This is a genomic window from Sorlinia euscelidii, assembly GCF_036452135.1.
In the GTDB taxonomy this organism is placed as follows: domain Bacteria; phylum Pseudomonadota; class Alphaproteobacteria; order Acetobacterales; family Acetobacteraceae; genus Sorlinia; species Sorlinia euscelidii.
The window spans coordinates 60,170-80,961 of record NZ_JAWJZZ010000005.1; the positions used below are offsets into that span (position 1 = coordinate 60,170).

General features: G+C 56.1%; 14 protein-coding genes. 7 read left to right on the forward strand and 7 right to left on the reverse strand.

What is annotated here, in order from left to right; genetic code table 11:
• Positions 1–17: 17 nt before the first annotated feature.
• The gene (locus CGLAMM_RS10095) at positions 18–6,026 is read right to left on the reverse strand and encodes a DUF3320 domain-containing protein (protein ID WP_418115655.1); all 6,009 of its coding nucleotides are present in this window, start codon (positions 6,024–6,026) and stop codon (positions 18–20) included.
• Positions 6,027–6,491: 465 nt separating this feature from the next.
• Between CGLAMM_RS10095 and CGLAMM_RS10100 the strand changes: the two genes are divergently transcribed.
• The 5 genes from CGLAMM_RS10100 (at position 6,492) to CGLAMM_RS10120 (ending at position 10,171) form a co-directional block, all read left to right on the forward strand.
• Positions 6,492–7,298, forward strand: coding sequence for a DUF3050 domain-containing protein (locus CGLAMM_RS10100; RefSeq protein ID WP_394819157.1), 807 nt, complete (start codon positions 6,492–6,494; stop codon positions 7,296–7,298).
• A 360-nt stretch (positions 7,299–7,658) separates the two neighbouring features.
• A complete protein-coding gene (locus CGLAMM_RS10105; RefSeq protein ID WP_394819158.1) occupies positions 7,659–8,030 on the forward strand; it encodes a hypothetical protein in 372 nt (123 codons plus the stop codon).
• Between the two features lie 303 nt (positions 8,031–8,333).
• On the forward strand, positions 8,334–9,578 hold the full coding sequence (locus CGLAMM_RS10110) for an MFS transporter (RefSeq protein WP_418115656.1): 1,245 nt from the start codon (positions 8,334–8,336) through the stop codon (positions 9,576–9,578).
• 126 nt (positions 9,579–9,704) lie between these two features.
• On the forward strand, positions 9,705–9,938 hold the full coding sequence (locus CGLAMM_RS10115) for a thiocillin family RiPP (RefSeq protein ID WP_394819161.1): 234 nt from the start codon (positions 9,705–9,707) through the stop codon (positions 9,936–9,938).
• Complete coding sequence (locus tag CGLAMM_RS10120; RefSeq protein ID WP_394819162.1) at positions 9,935–10,171, forward strand: hypothetical protein; 237 nt, start codon at positions 9,935–9,937, stop codon at positions 10,169–10,171. The genes CGLAMM_RS10115 and CGLAMM_RS10120 overlap by 4 nt, the downstream gene beginning before the upstream one ends.
• A 35-nt stretch (positions 10,172–10,206) precedes the next feature.
• On the opposite strand, the gene CGLAMM_RS10125 is transcribed toward CGLAMM_RS10120, so the two are convergent.
• Genes CGLAMM_RS10125 through CGLAMM_RS10150 form a run of 6 tightly spaced genes read right to left on the reverse strand, consistent with a single transcriptional unit; the run spans position 10,207 to position 17,109 of the window.
• Positions 10,207–10,932, reverse strand: coding sequence for a TauD/TfdA family dioxygenase (locus CGLAMM_RS10125; protein ID WP_394819163.1), 726 nt, complete (start codon positions 10,930–10,932; stop codon positions 10,207–10,209).
• The gene (locus CGLAMM_RS10130; protein WP_394819164.1) at positions 10,922–12,526 is read right to left on the reverse strand and encodes a hypothetical protein; all 1,605 of its coding nucleotides are present in this window, start codon (positions 12,524–12,526) and stop codon (positions 10,922–10,924) included. Before CGLAMM_RS10130 ends, CGLAMM_RS10125 begins: the two co-directional genes overlap by 11 nt.
• Before the next feature lie 2 nt (positions 12,527–12,528).
• On the reverse strand, positions 12,529–12,951 hold the full coding sequence (locus CGLAMM_RS10135; RefSeq protein WP_394819165.1) for a hypothetical protein: 423 nt from the start codon (positions 12,949–12,951) through the stop codon (positions 12,529–12,531).
• On the reverse strand, positions 12,948–15,206 hold the full coding sequence (locus CGLAMM_RS10140) for a nitroreductase family protein (protein ID WP_394819166.1): 2,259 nt from the start codon (positions 15,204–15,206) through the stop codon (positions 12,948–12,950). Before CGLAMM_RS10140 ends, CGLAMM_RS10135 begins: the two co-directional genes overlap by 4 nt.
• 14 nt (positions 15,207–15,220) lie before the next feature.
• Positions 15,221–15,763, reverse strand: coding sequence for a hypothetical protein (locus CGLAMM_RS10145; RefSeq protein ID WP_394819167.1), 543 nt, complete (start codon positions 15,761–15,763; stop codon positions 15,221–15,223).
• Positions 15,764–15,783: 20 nt separating this feature from the next.
• Positions 15,784–17,109 (reverse strand): YcaO-like family protein, encoded by a 1,326-nt coding sequence (locus CGLAMM_RS10150; RefSeq protein ID WP_394819168.1) that lies wholly within the window; start codon positions 17,107–17,109, stop codon positions 15,784–15,786.
• Between the two features lie 228 nt (positions 17,110–17,337).
• Between CGLAMM_RS10150 and CGLAMM_RS10155 the strand changes: the two genes are divergently transcribed.
• Together CGLAMM_RS10155 and CGLAMM_RS10160 are read left to right on the forward strand one after the other, a co-directional pair.
• A complete protein-coding gene (locus CGLAMM_RS10155; RefSeq protein ID WP_394819169.1) occupies positions 17,338–18,654 on the forward strand; it encodes an HlyD family efflux transporter periplasmic adaptor subunit in 1,317 nt (438 codons plus the stop codon).
• Positions 18,651–20,774, forward strand: a complete 2,124-nt coding sequence (locus CGLAMM_RS10160) for a peptidase domain-containing ABC transporter (protein WP_394819170.1) — start codon at positions 18,651–18,653, stop codon at positions 20,772–20,774. Before CGLAMM_RS10155 ends, CGLAMM_RS10160 begins: the two co-directional genes overlap by 4 nt.
• Positions 20,775–20,792: the final 18 nt, after the last annotated feature.

A 20,792-nucleotide genomic window follows, 5' to 3' on the forward strand; every position in this document is an offset into this window, starting at 1 on the left:
GGGAAAGCGCACGCGCTTCACGGTTTCGCGTCCGCTTCTGATGGTGTGGTTTCGGCATTCTTACCCGGGCGCGCGTGGGCAATGGCTTCTTCAAGCCGTGCACGCGCCGGGGCTGCCAGACGTTCGACGCCGAGCAGGCGGGCAAGATCGCGTGCCGGGTCTGCCTCATTGAAAATTTCAGGATTGTCCCGGACGACGGATGCAATTTCCGCAAGCGGAATTTCCGAAACCGCGCGGCGCGTTTCATCTCCCTGCGGGCGACGGTAAGCGACGAAGCTTGTATCCGCGCCGCGTTGCCATATGAATTCCCCGCTTGACTCATGGGCGCGCGTGAAATCACGCAGATGTCTGTCAATCTGATCCCGAATTCTGCCACCAGTTCGGGACCAGCCATGCGCCCGCGCGATGCGCTGGTAAAGAATATCGGTGCGGAGGGGACTTTCCGTCGCGATGACAGCGTTGACCATCGCACGTAGATGATCGCTGTAATCAGGGTCGTAAAAGCGATCAGGGTCGATGATCATATCTGAGAAATCGGTGATCCGGTAAAATCTATCCGTTTCGATGTCCGGCGTGGCAGGCATAACGGCTCTCGCGAAGCGCTCAGGTTCGGGCGCTGACACGGGCGGCGGCAGGACGATATCCGCCGGCGCTGGAAGGGTGTCCATAAAAGGGGGCGGGAGATGGCCGTCAGAAAGCTCATCTTCCCGCTGCGTCCTCTCCGGCTCAGGGTCCGGATGGATTGCCTCAGCCTGGATGCGCGTAGCTTCTGCGGCCTGCACCGCGCGACTCTCCGCCAATAGTTTTTCCAGAGCCTGATGCAGGCGCTCGGTGCAACCCTCGGCGTCGTACCACCAATCAGTTGACCAGACGCGGATAATATTCCAGCCAAGCCCGGCAAGGACCTGTTCCCGCACTTTATCGCGATCACGGGCGGTTGCGGCGCTGTGATAAGTGGCGCCATCACATTCAACGCCCGCGAGATAGGCGCCCGCGAAATCCGGGTGATGCACGCCAATATCGATGCGAAATCCTGAAACGCCGATCTGGGGCGCGACGCGCCACCCATGCTGCTCTAATTTCGCGGCCACGGCCTCCTCAAAGGGAGAGTCGTAATCGCCGACTGAACCCGCATTCTGTGCTGGCAGAGCGACCGCCCCGCGTTCAGCATAATCGAGGAAGGCTTTGAGGTCATGGACGCCGGCGGCCTTGACGCGGGCCACATCAATGTGATCAGCGGTGAAGCCGGAGAACACGATGAGTTCTTGCCGGGCACGGGTCACGGCAACATTCAGGCGTCGTTCCCCGCCGTCGCGATTCAGTGCGCCGAAATCCATGAAGACCTTGCCGGCGGCATCTTTCCAGAAGGTGATTGAGAAGAGAATAACGTCGCGCTCATCACCCTGCACATTTTCGAGATTCTTGACGATGGTGGCTTCGATCCGGTCATCGGAGAAAAACCATTCCAATTCCGGCTCATTACGGCGGGCGAGATCAATGAGGTCGAGGATCAGAGACTGCTGTTGCGCATTAAACGTGATGACGCCCAATGTCGGTCGTTCTTCCTCCGGCAGGGTCAGCCATTGCCGCATGCGGGAAACAGCTTCATCCGCCACGGCCTGCGCCTCGATACGGTTCGTGCGGCTTTTACCTCGGTCATAGACGCCATGCGGAATTTTCCGCAGCTTCACGGCGCGGTCATCGACCTGCGGGGAGGGGAAGGTAACGAGGCGGCCTTGATAATAATGATGGTTGGAAAAAGCGATAAGGGATTCGCTGCGGCTGCGATAATGCCAACGCAGGTCGCGCACGGGAATTCCCGCGGCTTTCGCCTCATCGAGAATGCTCTCCATATCCTTCTCATATTCAGCAACATCCTCATCATCATGATTGCTGCCGAAGAAATTTGTGGGCGGGAGCTGCTTGGGGTCACCGACAATGATTGTCTGACGCCCGCGTGCAATTGCGCCCACCGCGTCCCAGGTGGAGATCTGCGAGGCCTCATCAAATATCACGACATCGAAAAGGGTCTGGTTGGGCGGCAGAAACTGGGCGATGGAAAGGGGGGACATCAACATGCATTGCGCCAGCTTGGGGAAGCTTTCCGGCATTTTGCTGATCATGTCGCGGATCGACTGACTGGGGCGCTGCAATTCCATCTGATGACGCAGGAGGCCGAGTTCGGATTTTCGTGGCACGCTTTGCACAGCGGGTAAATCGTGTGAAAGACGGCTGATAATCTGTCCGATCGCATGTTTCCGGACGAGGTCGTCAAATTCCCGGAAATCACGGATCGCTTTTTCATGCAGGAAGCGATCAAAATTGCGGAGCACGTCGCTCTCTTCAATAATGAGGCCCAGCCACCACCGCGCATATCCGAGGCGGAAGGCTGAACGCGCCTTTCCGGCAGGGATGGCGCCCCGTTGTATCAAGTCGATCAAAGGGCCGAGCTCTGCGGCGCACGCCTTATTGCGCAGTCGGCACCAGTTGGACCAATCGCGCAGGTTGCGTCGCGCATCTGCAAGTGCGTCCAGACGCGCGCAGAGTTCGGGAAGCGCGTCGGATGTCTTTTCGAGGCGGATATCGCGCCCTGCTAATCTGGAAAATTTCTGGCAGGCATCGATGAAGTCCCGATGCGCGGCGAGAAGCCGTTCGCAGGCCAGCCAGACATCGTCATGGGCCTGTCGATCCCGTAAAGCGGCTGCAACTTTCCTGCTTGTCTGCGCTGTTTCTTCAGTGTTGCGACCCTGCGCATTCAGAGCGGCGCGCAAATGCCCGGCTTTCTCGAAAATCTCAGCGATTTCAGTCAGGTTCGTGTCGAGCCCCTTGAGGGGAAGCGAGGCATTTTTGAGGGGCGTTTGCGTGATAAGACGGGCCTGACTTTTCATCCGACGCAGAAGGTTGAGGTCGTTTTCCGGCTTGACGGTACCTCCCTCAGCGTAAGTTTGAAGGAGGCGCGTGACTTTCTGCCGGGCGAAAACGGAAAGGGGCCATAATGACGCTGTGGCTTCTTGCCATTGGCGGTCAAGCGCCTCCATGTCGATGGACTCCACAGCCTGCACCGTAAAGCGCGCTGTGAGTTTCTGCTCAGCCTCCCGGTAGGCAGTGACTGCAGCGGAGAAGTCGAGAAAATCTCTTTCCGACCGGGTGAAGTCTTCCGCAAACGCGATGGAAAGATCCTGGTCGCGGCCTGCCTCAATGGCGGAGGCGAGACGCGTGAGCGACGCGATTTCATCTTCGGCGGGTTGTCGGGTGGGGGAGATGCCGAGTGTACTGCGAAACGCACCCATCGAACCAACGAGCTTCTCAACGCCGTGGCGCAACGACTCTGCGCCGGAAAGCAGCGCGTCCTGCCAGCCCATATTGTGATCTTCAAAATCAACAAGGTCCATAGCGGGCGTGTGCTGCAATGAGGCAAAATACTCGCCGAGATTATCGGCAAGCTCTTCCATCGAGATCAGGGCGCCCTTGTCATGTGTGCGGTCCTTCGGCCAATCAAAATGCGGCGCCGCGTCGTTCGCGCCGCGCAGGGTCGTGCCGAAAGCAAGGTAAGGCGTCCATCCATTGGGATATGTTTTGTGCAGCGCCGCAACGTAGCGGTTGAGTTGATCGCGCCGCAATTTGAGACGTTCGTTGATCGTGAGCCATTCTGTCGGATCAACCCGCGACTCATATTCCCAGGCTGCGCGTAATTGCGTGAGGAAGTGTCGACGGTCCGACTTACTGGAATGGAGCTCGATGCAATGTGCTCCCAGCCCGTGCTCCCGCAAGCGCCGGTAAACCACATCAAGCGCGGCGGTCTTCTCCGCGACAAACAGGACGGTTTTGCCTGAACCGAGGCAATTCGCGATCATATTGGCGATTGTCTGACTTTTACCTGTGCCAGGTGGCCCGACAAGCACGAAATCCTGCCCCTCAGCCGCGACGATACTCGCCGCAACCTGCGACGAATCCGCCGGGAGAAGGTTGATCACGTCTGCCGGCGCAAAAAGCTGATCAATTTCGGTTTCGTTGAATCTTCTGGACGCACCATCATCGAACGGTTTGTCAGGTGTATCAATTAGATGAGCGACAACGCGGTTCTCTCTCAAAACCTCCGTTCGCTCAACCAGATCTTTCCACATAAGGTACTTGGCAAAACTGAAAGTGGAGAGGGCAGTCTCATCTATCACTTCCATCCCCGGCACATCGCGCACGGCCTGGCGCATTGCATTCAGAATACGCGGAACGTCGATACCGCTCTCGTCCTTCGGGAGTTCACCGCTGAACTGCGGAAGTTCCAGATCAAAGTCACGTTCGAGAAATTGCAGTAGTGTCGCGTTGAAACGCGGATCATCCTCATTATAACGGAGACGAAAGGGGGCGCTCGCGCTTCGCCGCTCTAGCTTCACGGGGATCAGGAGAAGCGGAGCACGGTAGGATCTTTCATCTTCCGGCTTCTTTCGCCATCGCAAAAATCCGACCGCGAGGAACAACGTGTTGGCGCCCCCCTCCGCGAAATCATTGCGAACCTGACGGTGCATTTCAGTCAGGCGCGCTGCAAGATCTTCCCCGCTGAGGGGGGAGGGCAGTTCGTCCCGTTTCAGGGCTTCAGCCGCGAAGCCTATGTTAAGGTCGCGACCGTGCTTTTCCCGGTAAAGAGTCTCGTCTCTCTCCCCGATCGGATTTTGCTCCGGCAGAGACACGATCTGGATCGCCGCGCCATCCGCCAGGCGGTCTTCCAGATAGGCAACATCCGTGCAGAGAAACGGAATCGTCTTTTTTGAAGTCGGAAAATTGAGCAGGCGATTGCGTAACGTCAGATCAAGGAGCTTCTTCTGCCATCGATCGATGCGTCCGGCGGCATTTGTCGGCTTTTCCTCAACAGTCAGGCCGGGGAGATCATTGAATGAAGGGATGGCGGGCAAGGATAAAGGATGAAACGCGCCGCCTGAATCCGCGTCTTCCGCGGGACGTTGCGGGGCCTCGTGTGAGGCGAGCGGGGTGACGCCGCCGCTGCGGGCGCGCTTGACATCGATGGCCGCCGAAAAATCCTGCGCAGCTTCCTCGCTCATGCGATGATCAAGCGCGTGCTGTGCCACCTCCAACGTTATCGGTGGGCGGTGGGTGACGCCAGTCGTTTCGAAAATGACCATCTCATGCGATGCAAGCGCCTTGCGGACCTCCATCTGATCATTTTCCACCGTATTTCCGAACTGCCGTTTGATCAGCCAGACGCCGACCGCGGCATGGCCCCTGAACAGCAGGATGACGGGGTTGAGACCCGCCCCCTCAAGCGCCGCGGCGAAAAGCAGCGCTGTGTCGAGACATGTCGCGAGTTTTTCTTCAATGATTCTGCCCGGACGGCGCACTTTTTGCCCGCGTTCTTCAAAACTCGCTGGCGGCTCCGCGTAATGGATGCCTGTTGCCGCGATTGCGGCGTAAATGGCGGCGGTCAGCATATAACTGCGTTGCGGTGAATTTGACTGGTAACCATCCAACCCGCTGGGATGGTCATTTTTTTCAAGAATATCAGCGGCGGCGAGCAGGATTTTTGAAACAGCCGGGTCGTTGGGCATGACGAAAGCGGGCAATAACTGCGCCATTCCCTGGACCCCGCCCCACTCGTCACGCGCCAGAAGGCGGACGGGGAAATGCTGCGCCTCGAGCACGACATCTTTGGATAAGAGCCGTAATGTCACCTCGCCGCGCTCAGCCTCATTCAATCCGGCAAGGTAAGCGGCATCAAGATCGATTTTCCGATCGCGCAATGGCAGGTTGTCACCGGGTATCAGACGTTCAATCGTCCAGGTTTTCGGCCTCAGAAAAGCCGGGTTGGCGGTGAGCTCCAGACGTATATTTTCGAGATGCAGGCCACCAACATTGTTGATTTCAATCGCGCGGAGAACGGGGACAGCATTCTGATGAGAGGCGTAAGTAAAGCAATCGGAAAGATCCGCATGAATGAATGGCATTTTCGGGACGTCCTCTTCGGGATCAGCCTCAACGGAACTTTGCTCACCGAAACCTTGCATAGTGCCTCCCATTTTATGAAATGAGGCTAAACATTTATTGTTGAAAATAAAAGGTCAAAACGCTGGCTTTCGGCCTTAAACCTCACTTGTAAGGGCCCGTGACTTCAGATCTCGCCCTATCCCGATGATTTCGCGGGCAAATTTTGCGCAGCTGAAGAAAGCAGACCTGAAATGCGGCTGAAGCTTGTCAATCAGGGTCGGTGGCGTCCAGGCAGGCCCTTGACGTGCCGTCACACATGGCAGGCGCGGGCACATGCTGTTTGCGGAATGGCGTGGTGTCCGCTTCACCGCGCACATGCTTACTCAAGAATATTTGAACAAATGCAATAAAAAACGATATGTATACTAATTGATCTAGATCAATAAAGCATAAGCAAGAATATTACCAGTTGCTTTATGGCGTAAATAGGCGAATCATACCCAGGTCAATGCTTTCGCATTCTTGACCTGATATTATCTTTATGAGCGAGACGTCCTATGTTTGATAAAGAAGTTGCTGAATTGCAGCGCAAGCTCGTCGATCATGAGTTATACAGTTATATCAGAACGCCCGCGCATTTGCGGATTTTTATGGAGGCGCATCTCTTCGCCGTCTGGGACTTCATGTCGCTCGCAAAGCGTCTGCAGAGGGAACTGACAACCACCACCCTTCCCTGGTTTCCGCCGCAGGATCCTTTCATGGCGCGCTTCATCAATGAGATCATCCTGGGGGAGGAGACGGATTTTGGTGTGGATGGTAAGCCCGCCAGCCATCTTGAAATGTATCTCGCGGCGATGAGAGACATGTCATGTTCAAGCGTCGCTTTCGAGACATTCTCCGCGTCCCTGCGTCGTGGTGAGACGCTTAATGCGAGTCTCGACCAGGCCGCGCTTCCCGAATATGTCCGGGATTTTGTCCGTTCCACCCTTTCCATTGCGTTGGAGGGGCGCCTGGAGGAGGTGGCAAGCAGTTTCTTCTACGGTCGAGAAGATTCCATCCCGAATATGTTTCAGGCTTTACTAGATCGCTGGGGGCTGGATGAAGGTAGAGTGCCGCGCCTGGTGCATTATCTGAACCGACATATCGAGCTGGATGGCGAGGATCACGGTCCGGCCGCGAAGAGAATTCTGTCCGATCTGATCCGCGATGACGCCAGCCGCGATCGTGCCATTCATACCGCCCGCATGGCGATTTCCATGCGTCTGCATCTGTGGGACGGTATATTGCGCGACCTCAAGGCGCAGGATGGTCGCGGGTCAGAACATGTGGCTCCAATCGCGTCGCAAAGCGAGGCCGTTTTCTAAACGAGTCCCTTATCTCGACCACGTGGCGGGGGGAAGGGGGGATATTGTTCACCCTCCCTCCCTTCGTCGATCTTCAGATCTCATGGAGCTGAGGGCGCGCGGGAGTTTCGCACAATCGCGAAGGCGGCGAAGCGCTTGCAGCGTCAGATCTACGATTCGCGCTCTACCCTGAAGTTAACGGCAAAATCTCCCCGTGGGGCCGGGCCAGGTAAGCATTCTACCTGACAGAAAAGATCGTGAAGATGCGGTGTCACGGCGGATATTAAAAGTTAATGATTGGTTTATTTATTATTGACGGTCGGGAGGGGCGCGGTTTAGCCTGCAACGCAAATAACAAACGGGAAGGAGTTGTTCAGGCTCATGAGTAAAGACAACAATGTTCTGACTGGTGACGATGTCAGATCAGACCCTTCCAGACAGTTCCGCATGCTTGACCGCCTTAAACTGGCGGCTCTCCGCAATGAACTTCAGGAAATCTCGCGTTCAACGACGCATGACGTCAGAAAAGTTATGATTGCGGCGAGTAAAGTCGGTCCCGCCCTTAGTTCCGTCGATCGGGCCAACCAGCGTATGTCCTCTCTCGCGGCGCTCGTCAAAACGGTTGGCTACCGGCTTTCAAACGAGAAGCTGAATCGTCGTGACGCGCGTGCGCTTTCGGAAGCCTTGAATGAACTCGCCGCCCTTCTGGACGAACGCGGCACGGAAATAAAGCGTGCCCTGAACGAACTCTGACTCTTTTTTCGGCGGTGTATTGGGATGCCGATATGCCGCCATGCCAAAGCCAGGCGCGTTGCATGCGAAAGGCGGGAAAGCGTCCGGCCGGACGCGTCGTTTCAACTGGTCTTGTGAGAAGGGCGTCCGATCTCCTTCATCCTACTTCAACAACAATGAGTCGCCGTATTTACGTCTCCTAAAGTAAAATCATGTTTTCGATGCAGTCTTAGCCCTGTATTTATGCGGCATCGTCAATCAACAAGCGGGATGAAGCTTGTGGATCATCGGCGTCGCCATTCGACAACTGCAAGAGCGGTTTTGATGATCGGCCTTGTGCCGGGCACTCAAATGTTGACGCGTAGCGCCAGCTCTCTTCTCCTGCCCGAAATACAGCGTTACTTCGGTGTTTCTGATACGCAGATAGGGCACCTTCAGGGCACGTTCGACCTTTTCCTCGCAAGTCTCCTCGCGCTGCCCTGCGCATTATTTGTGGACCGTTACGGGAGTCGTTGCGTCCTCAGAAACCTCATTCTGATCTGGATCATCAGTCACATATCGTGCGGTCTGAGCGCCAGCTTCAGCCAATTTTGTTTTTTTAAAATCATGATAGCGGCGGCAGAAATCGGCATGGTCCCCGTCATTTACGCCATGACGCCGCTATATGCTGGCCCGAAAAACCTCATGCTTATTAATGCGGCGGTCGGTGCCCTTATAACTTTGGGTTATGGTGCCGGGTATTACTTCAGTGATGTTCTTTTCAAAATCGCCGCCCTGATCGCACCTGCGCAGGGCGATGCGCTGTGGCGCGGGGTGGAGGCGTTCAGCGCCCTTTCTGGAGTGATCCTTTTCATCTCCGTTCTGCGCGTTCCCCGGCCTGACATCATGACCGCGCGGTTGAGGCCGACAGCTTGCCATGTTCCTGACGTCACAAAGATTAGGCGGGCGAAGCGACGTCTCCTCACCCTTGCCTTGCTGGCGGGCCCGAATGCTTTTGCCGCACAAGGCACCGTTTCCCTGATGACGGTGGCTTTGCACCGTCGCTTCGGGCTCGACCTCCCCTCTCTGGGACATCATCTTGGCACAATGAGCTGGTTTATCGGCTTCCTCGGCTTTCCGGTTGCAGCGGCCATGGATAGCGTCGCCCGCCGCATCTTTAACGCGAACATCAGGCTTGAAATCATGGTGATCTGCCTAGCTTTGGCCCTTCCCTTTATCGGCGCGGCCAATATGGTGGAGGATGCGCGTCTCGACATCACCTTGATCGGCGCCTTCCTGTTTTTTTCCGGCGTGGCCAATGTTCCGATCCCGACAGTGATTCAGGAAGTCACGCCGCCACGCCTTTATGCGCGCATCTTCGCAATATGGTCACTTTTTATGTCGGCCTTCGGCGCGCTGGGCGCGGTGACAATGGGCGTCATCTCGGACCGGTTTTTATCCGGCAGGCTTCTCCTTTCCATCTCCATCACAGCGACCACTGCCCTGGCACTGGCGGTAGGGCCGATGGCGCTCGGCCTTTTACACAGAAAAACAAGTGCGGGAACATCATTAACAAGTTATGAGCAATAAGACTTGATTTTACCCGAACTTGACTGCCGAAAACCACTTTTTATTAGCGCGCCATGGTAATATCATATTGCGTATTGATGATTCTCTGCGTATTATTTCGCCAACCCTCTATAGAAGGAACGCCTCATGCTCAGCAAACCCCCTTCGGTTAGTTTCGAGTCTCTCTGCGCAGATGATGCGCTGACGGAGATTCTTATTGATCAAGAGCTGGATCGCGTCGTCGGCGGGGCGGATTGTTTTGGCAGTGTCGGGACGGCGGGGTCGGCAGGTTCGGCAGGCGGGACATTCGGCTCCGTCGGTACGGCAGGGACATTCGGGTCCGGCGCGTCCTCCATGTGTATGGGCGGAGGTGATTCATGAAAGCTGAGCACGGTCGCCCTCATCAACCGCCGCCGGATGATCTGTCGGATGTCATGGTGAGTGACAGGGACGGGCCGCGTCACGGGCCCTCCTCTACCGGGACATTCGGAACATTGGGGACAGCTGGGTCTGTCGGGACGTTGGGCGGCACATTCGGCACGGCGGGCACGATGGGGACATGCGGCACGCTGGGCGGCAGCAGAAAGTCGAGACCAAACCCTCACAAAAAATGAGCCGGCCGAAACGTGCGCGCCCTTCGACGCACCGTTTATCGACAGATGACCCGTATAATATGCCGGAAACCGCGCGTGAGGGGCTGTCTTGCATGGATGGATTTCTCATTATCGATAATGAGGAGGTCATGTTTTCGCCAATGATGGGCGTAGAAACTTCGCTTTGTCACGGCTGCCTCCACGCATATCAGCGCGTCGCGGCTTGTAGAGACAGAAAGACCTTCAAAAATGGTGTCCCAATGGGGGGTCTCACCCATTGGATATGGGAAATAGGCCATCAGGGAGGCGCTCTCCGGTTCGTAAACGCGGTAAGTGAGTGATTTGAAATGGTTTTCCGCGTCAAGTCGGAAGCGTGTTGTCGCATCGCGGCGCGTCAGAATCTGATAAATATCAGTTGGTAAGATCCCGCTGATGTTCTTGGTTGAGGCGATGAGGGTCTCGCCGCCTTGTTTATCTTCCGACGCTTCGAGGCAGTAGAGGATGAGATAGCGGGTCTTATATTCACCCCGGTCACCATCTGTATGGAAGGGGAGAAGCCCTTTACCCGTAATGGGATCATCCCCCAGGCCGAGATGTGTCACTTGATCTCGATAGGCCTCATCCTGACCCCGGTGGGGGACCCGGATCGGATGCCCGAGAGCGTTCGCCAGGACCGGCAACTGACTTGATGTCAGGCAATATCGCGTTCGGAAAAAATGCGTCGCCTGCAAATGCTGCGCGGCGAGGGCAGCGAGTTCGTGGATATCGAGATTACATAACATGATCTAAATGCCACGTCTCCCGAAATCTCTCACCGTTGCGGGACAGGAACGCGGTGAGCACGTCCGCCATGTCAGGGAGCCGGTCCGGGCCGCGACAACTCACGTCCTCCGGCGTCACGACTCTTCCTGTCGCGATATCGCGCACCGCCAGACTGCGCTTATCAAAAACCAGTTTAACGCCGTTTTCGATTGAAGCGAAATTGAGCGCGATGTGATTTTCACTTTCCTCGAATATACCGTCGATGCGCGCGGTGTAACGGCGTAATTCTCCGACCGTCTCCTCCGCGGAAAACCGCTTCTCCACAAATCCGGATGTCACAGCTTCATTTGTGAATGACTGAAGCTGGGCGATATTGATCACCATACGCATGATGGCGATGAATTCATCCGCCGCGCGCGCGATATACCGTTGCAAAATGCGCCTATGACGAAGAAGGGGAATAATCAGAGTCGCTTGCACATGATCCAACCATTGACGGAAGTGCAGGCTCTCCCGCCTGCCCAGCTTCAATTTTTCCACCCGGAAGATTTTCTCACAGAGTTTTGAGAAAAAAATGATGTCGGGTTCCTGGAATTTGATGCTGAGACCCATAAGGCGCATGAAGCCATCGATACGCGCCTTCCGGTAATGGCGTCGATAGGCGTCGGCAAGGCGGCTCCCAACATCGCGCCGGAGAAGGCCGAATTTATGGATCGCGTAAGACATCTCCATGCTGACAAGCGCCGGGTAATAATTTTCATCACTGAATGCGATATGGCCAGGATATAATTTGCGATTCACACCGGGTGGGACGATGCTGCAAAAATTAAGGTCGATCCACGCGCCACCCATTGTCAGATTTGAGGCGGAGAGGGCACCGTGCATCAGGCCATAAATGCTGGCAAACGCGAATTGCTGCGCCGCACGCATAATGAAGTTTTCCAGCGAACGACGAAAACTGCGTTTTTCGATGGCGCGGCGGGCGACAATGCGGCATCTCTCCAGATCGTTGAGAAGAAATGGGCGGTGATCCAGCGGCACATAAGCGCGATTTTGCAAAAAATGCGCGGGTCTGAGAAGGGGCTTGCGGAAAAGCAGCGCCCCTTTGCCGCCCTGTCCTCGCCAGGCAGCAAGGTCCGCTGCCCTCTCATCGAAGACGAAATCAATGCCCGTTATGGCGAGGCCGTAGATCGGGCATGCGCCATATGGCAGGATCTTATCAACCAGCATGGAAAAGACGATTTCTATCGCGGCCTGGTCAAGCAGCAGGCCGCCATATTGGTGCGCGGCACGGCTGGCGATGCCGGCCAGCGGGTTGCGCCCGATACCTTTGATTTGCACGCGGTCATCCAGATTTCCGACCCGCACCCCCCCACCATTGTAACTGCCGCCGGTTCCGCCATAACTTTCAGCATTCAGTAAGACGGGCTGTTGCATGAGGTCAAAGGCGCGCGGATGAAAGTAGGGCCCGCCAACGCGCGCGACCATATTGCGATTCATGCGCGCCACGATGTCGCTTTGACCCGCTGCCGCGCGTGACGTCCAGATCAGGGAAGCTTCTGAAAGTGGGTGGGCATGAAATGGTGTGAACGGGAGTTCGCTATCTCGGCTCATGCTCAAGGCCGCCTATACCGACGTAGCTGCCTCTCGCGAAAAATATATAGGTGGCGTTCCTCCCGAAACATATTCTTCGGCATTGTCAGCATCAGGGCACAGCGGGAGCGATAATGCGGTAAAATGAAGCAATAAAAGAGGCAAAGATGCGGACCATCATCCCACTCATAAATATAAGCAGGCAGAACAGCTTCACGCCGCAGGATTGTCAGACTCTCGCGGCACAGATGGGCCCAACATAGATAACCAATAACGTCACCCGTCCCATCTGACAGAAAATGAATCTGCTCCGTCATGCAGGAGAACCAGATTCCGTTGCGCAAATTATCCGGAATCTCCGTTTGAGACGCGATATGAAGATAGGAGACCCGTCCCATCCGCGTTAATGCATTGTCATCCGGGTTGCCCTCCCGGAGAAGTCTCATGACGCCGCCTCATTTTTACCCAGGCAAAAGGCATATGGGATGATGCGGTCAACGCCATTAATGCCAAGATCGACAAAAGCGCTTTCAGTGACAGCGCCACAGGGGCAGCCCCGCCAGTTTCGTGCCGTGATCAGGAGCCACATGGTCATGAGCACCGCGCCGGAGGCGGTGTAAAGAAGACGCAGCGCGTGATTGCCCAGCCAGGTCGCACCGCGAGAAAAATCAATGACGGGCAGGATGATCACGGGGGCGGCGGCCAGCGTGCGTTGGGCGATGACGTCCGACGGAAGCGTCCGGCACACCTCGCGCGACTGGGTCTCGTCAGCGGCGGGCTTGAATATTGTGCGTGTCACGCGCGCTTCACCATCCTGATGCAGAATGATCAGGGAAAAGAGGCCAGTCTGACACAACGCATGATGAACACGGAAAATCTCGCTCACCAGCGCCGAGATCTCTGCCATGGTGAGTGGCCCTGCGAGATAGCGTGCACTCTGCCGCTTATCCAGAAGAGCATAAAGGTCCTGACCATACGCACCCGTCAGTAACCGCGCCAGATGATCGGCGTCCGGAGGGTAGAAATCAGGCGCATCCTCGCTGATCACCGCTTCCATCAATTGCGAGGTGGTTTGGCTTTCATTTGCCTTCGCAGGAGGATGCATGATGTCCAACGTGAAGGAAGGATAATGACGGTCGGACGAGACTTCGAGATCCCGACTGAAATCAACATGCGGGTCGACGCGTCTGATGATGAAAGGCTTTTGATGGTCATGCAGAGCGAGGAGCAAAGACGTCATCACGGCACCGCAATCGAGTAGACTGATCCGATACGAGAAATCTCCATATTTACGTTGAAGTCGTTCAATGCTGCCGATCACCAGAATCTGCGTCACACCGCGCCCCTCTGATTTTTCAAGGGGCAGGAAGCGCTCACTGAAATAAGTGAGTCCTGTATCATGCGCAGTATAAAGATGGAGGCGTCGAATGGCGCGATCAGTCTGCCATTCAGCGACGTAAATGAGGGGTGAGGCGATATTCCCCCCACTCGGGGTCCGGCTCCGCCCTGTGGTGATGTTCGTGCCGAGGGCCATGTGCAATACGTCACGCAGCATGTCGTCCTGGAGCGCGTCATGGACATTATGTCCCTCCGGGGCAGCGCGCGTGACGGGACGGGCTTGGCCGGAGGAAAGAGCGACATTGCGCGGATGGTAATGGCTGAGATAGTCCCGCGCCGACCGGTAATAAGCGGGTGGCCGCAATGTGGCAGCAAGGTAGAGACGCGTCTTCTCAAAATCTGAAGATCGCGGGACGGACGCCTCCCCACCTATGGGAGGTCGATGCGCGGCAACATGGATCGGCAGGTCGTGGGATGTCGGTATCGTGTGCGCCTCGGACGGAAATATCATGCACTTATTGATCGGCAGGAAATCCGTCTTCCGCGCGGCATGATGACAGGCTGTGATCTCAATATAGTCGAAAACCATCTCTTCAGGGACATCGCTGACATCACTGGCACCGAGGGATTTGAGGTAGCGCAAAGCGGCTTCAGGATGACAGCCGAAATGCGGGATGAGTAAGGGCCCGATGACATAACCCTTCAGACAGCGCGTCAGGAGAAGAACCGACCGACCTGCATCATGACAGGCCGCGATGCCGCGTGCGGCGCCCTCCGCGTCCCTCAAATCGACGTGCCAGATGATAAAATCCAGAGCCCTTCCCGCAATGTCATTAATGCCGCACGCGATAAAATGGTGGTTCGGGCGGTCCATGGCCATGTTTCGCAGCATGTCTGACGCCGTCTGGAAGCCGATTTTGCGTGTCTCAAGGATCTGGCCTAATGCTTCACCGGAGGATGCGTCGGATTGCTGACTAGCGAGATGACTTAGGTAATTTTTCTCGAAAATCCTGTCATGATCTGCGTCATCGTCTGCGCATCCGTTTTCCAACATGCATTGCTGGAAGAGCAGGGCCTGCACGCCGAAAATCGCCGTAGGAGAAAATTCCGGATGGTCCTGAATAATCCGGTCGAGCGACCGCCTGCCATCAAATAACGCCGCGATCCCCGCGACACGATCCCGTAAGTCCGTGCCTCTCAGAGAGAAATGTCCGGCATCACCGATGAAGCCCAATCCGTCCGGTGGCAGATCGACGACGTCAATCGTCCGGGCGAGGCGGGGAAATTCCGGCAGCATCAACAATAATTCCCGATCACGGGCGTAAGGTGTTGCAAGCTGAAGGATGGACCTGTTTTCGATCATGGTGAACCGACTTTTTACACAAGCTGCGAGAAGTCCTGCGATGAGGCGCAGGCGCTGGGCGTGCGGCACGCACATCGGTGCAGGGGTGAAAATGCCAGTCGCCGCACGCTGCCATCGAAGAAGTGATAAAGAAGGGAATTTTTCCGTGACGCATCCTCATCCCTAACGGCGCGGCGCAGAATGGCGGAGAACATGGTGAGGTGCGAGGGCAGGAAGGAACGATAAAATTTGCCGTCCAACGCCGCGCTCTCCTGCGTCCAGAGATGATCTTCCAACGATGACATATGCGCGAAAAATTTCCTCTCGAAACAGTGGGCGCATTCCACCGCATGCATGCCTTCCAAGAGCGGACTGGCGGCAATGCTCATTCTGGTCAGAAAGATGCAGATGAGCTTTTCACCGAGCTGTTCCTGATCAAGCTGCGCGAGATGCGCGGCCTTGCGATAGGATGATGAAATAATGATCGCGCGATCACGCAGGGCATGATCTGCATCGTCCGGGAAATGCGCACGAAGTGCCTGGCGCATGTGGGTCGCGAACAGGTCTGCATCTTCCATGAAAAACCTCATTTCCGACCTCATGCGAAGGGTTGGGGCATCGGGTTGACGTCACTTAAGTTGAAGGGCCTTCCCAAAACGGTTTCGGCTTTCTGAAACAGGCGTGGCGTGCCGAGGTAACGCCCCCGATGCAGGCAGGAAAAAGGCATGAGTTCCGGTATCAGGGCGCGCACAACATGAATCCCGACATCCGCAATGTCGTCAGGCGTGATGTCGCAAAGATAGAGGGAGAGCCCTGCCGCCTGAAGCGCGCGGATAAACTCTTTGAGACCCGAAAATGACGGCATGGACGCGCGTAAGGTCGAAAGGCGTACGGACTGTTCTGTTTTCAGGAGAAAATCAAATGCGTCCATGTGGGATGGCGCGGCCATGTAGAGCGCGCCATCCACAATGGTTGCGCAATCTTCCGGTGATGCGACGGGTGATTTGGTCAGCACATGGTTCTGAAGGGCAAGCTCCACTGAAAAAACTTCGGAGATCGCTTTCCTGATGCCTTCCACGGGGTCAAGTTTGGTGGCACAGCCAACCATCGTCGTGATGTCGTCGCGCAGGGGAAATTGCCGGAGGGCGTAGAAACTGGGCACACCGAACTCGCCGTCAGAGGCAAGGATGGTGAGGGGGGATGATGTTCTTTGCGATTGGCGGATCGTTTCGGTGATATCGATCGGGATATCGTCATCCAGAATCAGTTTGCGTAAAGGCAATCGTGCAAGCCAGGTCGTGGCGATGACGTCTCTTTCAATGACTTCGAGGATCGCGGCGAGAATGGCCTTGTCCCGTCGCGTGTGCGCCGCGACGCCGGTGGAAATCGGGAGGCAGAATCGTTCCGTCTCAAGTGGGTGGCCGACGAAATGGGTCATAATGAGCGGGATGGAGACAATTCTGCGCGTCTGACAGCAAAAACCTTTGACCCATCTGATCTCAGCGCCAGCATCGTAATGGCCAAGCAGGTCGGGTGATCGGGTCACTTCATCCGCCGAGAAGCGTGGAAATTTGTCAACCGGAATGGCGTCATGAAGTGCGGCGCCTTTCGCAAGCTTTATATCTCGCGGCGCGCAAACGGCGCTTGCGTAACGCTCGGCACATTCGATGACGGCCTTTAGCGCGGCCTGCTGCGCGGAAAAATCGGCGCCCCCACCCAGTAACTTGAAGCGGAACTGCCCGAATGTCTGGTCCGCGACCGATTGCCCCGCCCATCTGGCCCGGGACTCTCGAATGTAACCATACCGACCGGAGAAAGGATGCCGCCTTAAATCGAGCGGACAGTCTACAATGGGGGCCAGGCTTTCCTCTGTCAGGTTTTTGATGATCCTGACATCATCAGACGGCCTATTCTGCAATCTCATTACCCCCGAAACATGTTGTTGTCAGCAAGTTAAAACGCTGGAGATTCAGGCATCTCGGTTAATTTCCGGACTAAATTGAAGTCCAGATCCGGGAAGGATTTCGATTCATGCGATTCGACATGATATTTTCGTAAGATAACCCTTTTTACGTTGCGCATTTCTATGTAAAACCATTTAATTAGTGTGTCATCAAAAATTTTTATTGCAGATTTCCGGCTGAGAATAAAGATGGCGAAACAGGAATCAAGGCCGCTCTTCCGGCAGGAGGCGCTCCAATGGCGTCAGGAAAGCTGGATGGGCGCGACATGCAAATTAGCGCCGATCTCCGGTCAATGGGTCGCGTTGGGGGCGGGCCTGTTCTTTATTTCCATCTGCCTTTACGGCGCATTCGGCTCCTACACGCGGCGCGTCCATGCGGCGGGCGCGTTGGTGCCGACAGCAGGGCTGGTCGTGACGACGGCCGATCAATCCGGCATCGTGACGCGGATCCATGTGCGGGAGGGGCAGCATGTTAAAGCGGGGGACCAACTCTTTTCCCTCGATGTGGCACACCGATCACAAATAGACGCGTCGGGACGGAACGCTCTTGAAACCCTCCGGGCGCAATACCGGCTTTTACAAGAGAAGCGCCGTCTGGCTGAAAAAGACGCCCCGATCGCGCTCTCTACAATCAAGGCGCATCTGGCCACGCTTGACAGGCAACGCGCCATGCTGAAGGCGCAGATTGCGCGGGATGAGAAAATCCTGCCCCTTGTTGATCGCGCGACGAAGCAGATGCAGGATGCGATCGGGACGCGCCTCGTGACGCAGACGCAGTTTCAGAGCCAGCTCAACGTGTATTTCCAGTCATTCAACGTCCATGCGCAGATGGTGAGGGCACTGATTGACGTTGAAGGGCAAAGATCCGCGGATCAGCTCAAAATCCTGCAACATCCCATTGAATGGGCGCGCCGATTGAACGAAATCGACACGCAACTGGCGGATTGTCGCCGACAGATCTCTCAGGCAAGCCGGGAGACTGAGGCGATATTGGACGCGCGCATCGCCGGGACGATTGACGGGATGACGTCCTACGTGGGTCAACGCGTCAGAAATGACCAGCCTTTACTGACCATTCTGCCGGATCACGCCACTTTACTGGCAGAGCTTTTCGTCAGCAGCCGGGCCGTGGGCTTCATCCATGTCGGGCAGAAAGTCCTGCTCAAATACGCGCCTTACCCATATCAGCGTTTCGGCCTTTACCGCGGGCGCGTCGTGGAAGTCACGCGGTCCCCGTTACAGGCACCCTTCCCGATAATGTCGCAGAAAGGGGGCGTGCCGCCGGAGGCACGCGACGCGGACCAATATCGTATCCGCGTCAGGCCGGAGCGCGACATTGCCATGGTCGATGGCAGGCGGGAGAAATTGCAGCCCGGCATGAAGCTGGAGGCGGAGATCGCGGTGGATCACCGCCGCCTTTACCAGTGGCTTCTCGACCCCTTTATTTCCACCGCCGCGAAGCTGCGGCAGATCTCCCAAAGGGATGGAGGGGGCGTGACGACGTGAAGTTCAAGACGCTGCAATTCGGATTAAGGGGGCGCACGCCAGTCATTCTGCAATCGGAGGCTTCCGAATGTGGGCTCGCCTGTCTGGCGATGATCCTGTCTTTTCACGGTCATCAGATCGACGTCGCAACATTGCGGCGGGACGCGGCTATATCCCATGCGGCCACGACACTTAAATCATTGATCCAGAAGGCGGAGCGGGAAGATCTGACGGCCCGCCCCCTGAAGCTGGGATTGCCTGCCCTGGGACGTCTAAATCTCCCCTGTATCATCCACTGGGATTTCAATCATTTCGTGGTGCTGGTCAGGGTAATGGCGCGCCAGGTGACGCTTCATGACCCGGCTTATGGCAAACGCGTCCTGTCGAAAGAGGAGTTTTCCCGCCATTTCACGGGTGTCGCTGTTGAATTTTCACCAACAACACGTTTCACCCGGCGTGATGACCGTCAACTTCTCGACATCCGCGATATGCTCCGCCATGTCCCCCGGCTGCCCCTCTCGCTTCTCGCCCTAGGTGCCCTCTCTCTCGGGTTGGAAGTTATCGCGCTGATCAACCCCTTATTGGCCCAGATCATTATTGATGAGGTGCTCGTGACCGGGGATCAATCCCTGCTCTGGACAATTGCCGTGGCTCTGGCGCTACTGCTGGTTCTTCAAGGCGTTTTCGCGATATTTCGCGGCTGGTCAATTATGATTTTATCGACGCGTATTTCCGTGCAATGGAATTTCAGCCTGTTTTCCCATTTGCTCAAATTGCCGCAGGGTTTTTTCACGCGGCGGGGCGCGGGCGATATCCAATCAAAATTTGGAAGCCTCGCGACCATCCAGCAGACCCTTACAACCGACTTGATCCAAAGCGTCATGGATGGGCTTATGGCGGTCGGGATGTTGATCATGATCATCATTTATGCGCGTTGGTTGTCGCTGATCATCCTCGCTTTTTCCGCTGTGGATTTTTTTCTGAGGCTTTTCCTCTTCAACCCCTATCGGGATTTGTCCGAAGAGCTGCTTTCCCGGAATGCCGCGCATCAAAGCCATTTTCTGGAAACATTGCGCGGGATGCGTACCATTAAGCTTCTGGCGCTGGAGGGGCGGCGGCGATTTGCATGGGGCAACCGGCTGATTGACAGTTTTAACACAAATCTACGTCTGCAACGTTATGACCTGCTTTTCAGTCGTTCTCAGGAGGTTTTATGGGGGGCGGATCGTGTGCTTCTGCTTGTGCTCGGCGCACGCATGGTGCTTTCAGCCGAGATGACGATCGGGATGCTGATCGCGTTTCTGAGCTATCGGGATCAGTTTGCCCACCGATTTGGCAATCTCGTCAATGCGGCTTTTAAAATCCGTAACCTTAAAGTTCAGTGCCACCGACTTGCGGATATCGCCCTGACCCCAGTTGACGCGGCGACTGACATGCCGCCGTCGCCATGCATGTCCCCCGTGCCGAGCCGGAAAGGCGTTCCCGTCATTGAATGCCGCAATATCGGATTTCGATATGGCGCGCAGGAAAACTGGGTTTTTCGCCATCTTGATCTGACCATACCCGCCCAGGCCAGTTTCGCGATTGAAGGGCCTTCCGGATGTGGCAAATCGACTCTGATGTCTGTTCTCATGGGGTTGATCCCGCCAGAAGAGGGGCAGATTTTCTGGAACGGGGTGGCCCTCACCCCTCAGAACAGGCAGGCTTATCGCGCCCGGATTGCAGGCGTGATGCAGGACGACATCCTCCTCTCGGGTAATATTGCGGAGAATATTGCCAGTTTCGATGAGGCGATTGATCTCACCCGTGTCATGACATGTGCGGCGCAGGCGCAGATTTTGGATGACATTGAAAATCTGCCCATGGGTTTTGAGACGCGGGTCAGTGAAATGGGGGCGACCATGTCCGGGGGACAGCGTCAGCGTATCATCTTTGCCCGAGCCCTTTACCGCCAACCCGATATTCTCTTCCTCGATGAAGCCACAAGCCACCTGGACCCGGCAGCTGAACGCCGGATTGAAGCCACGATTGACGATCTCGCCGTCACGCGGGTGATTGTCACGCACCGACCGGAAACAGTCGCGCGCGCGCGTTTCCGCTTCTCAATGGGCGCTGATGCTTCAGGCATCTTATCACACTGAAGGCGTGGTGCGCCGTGC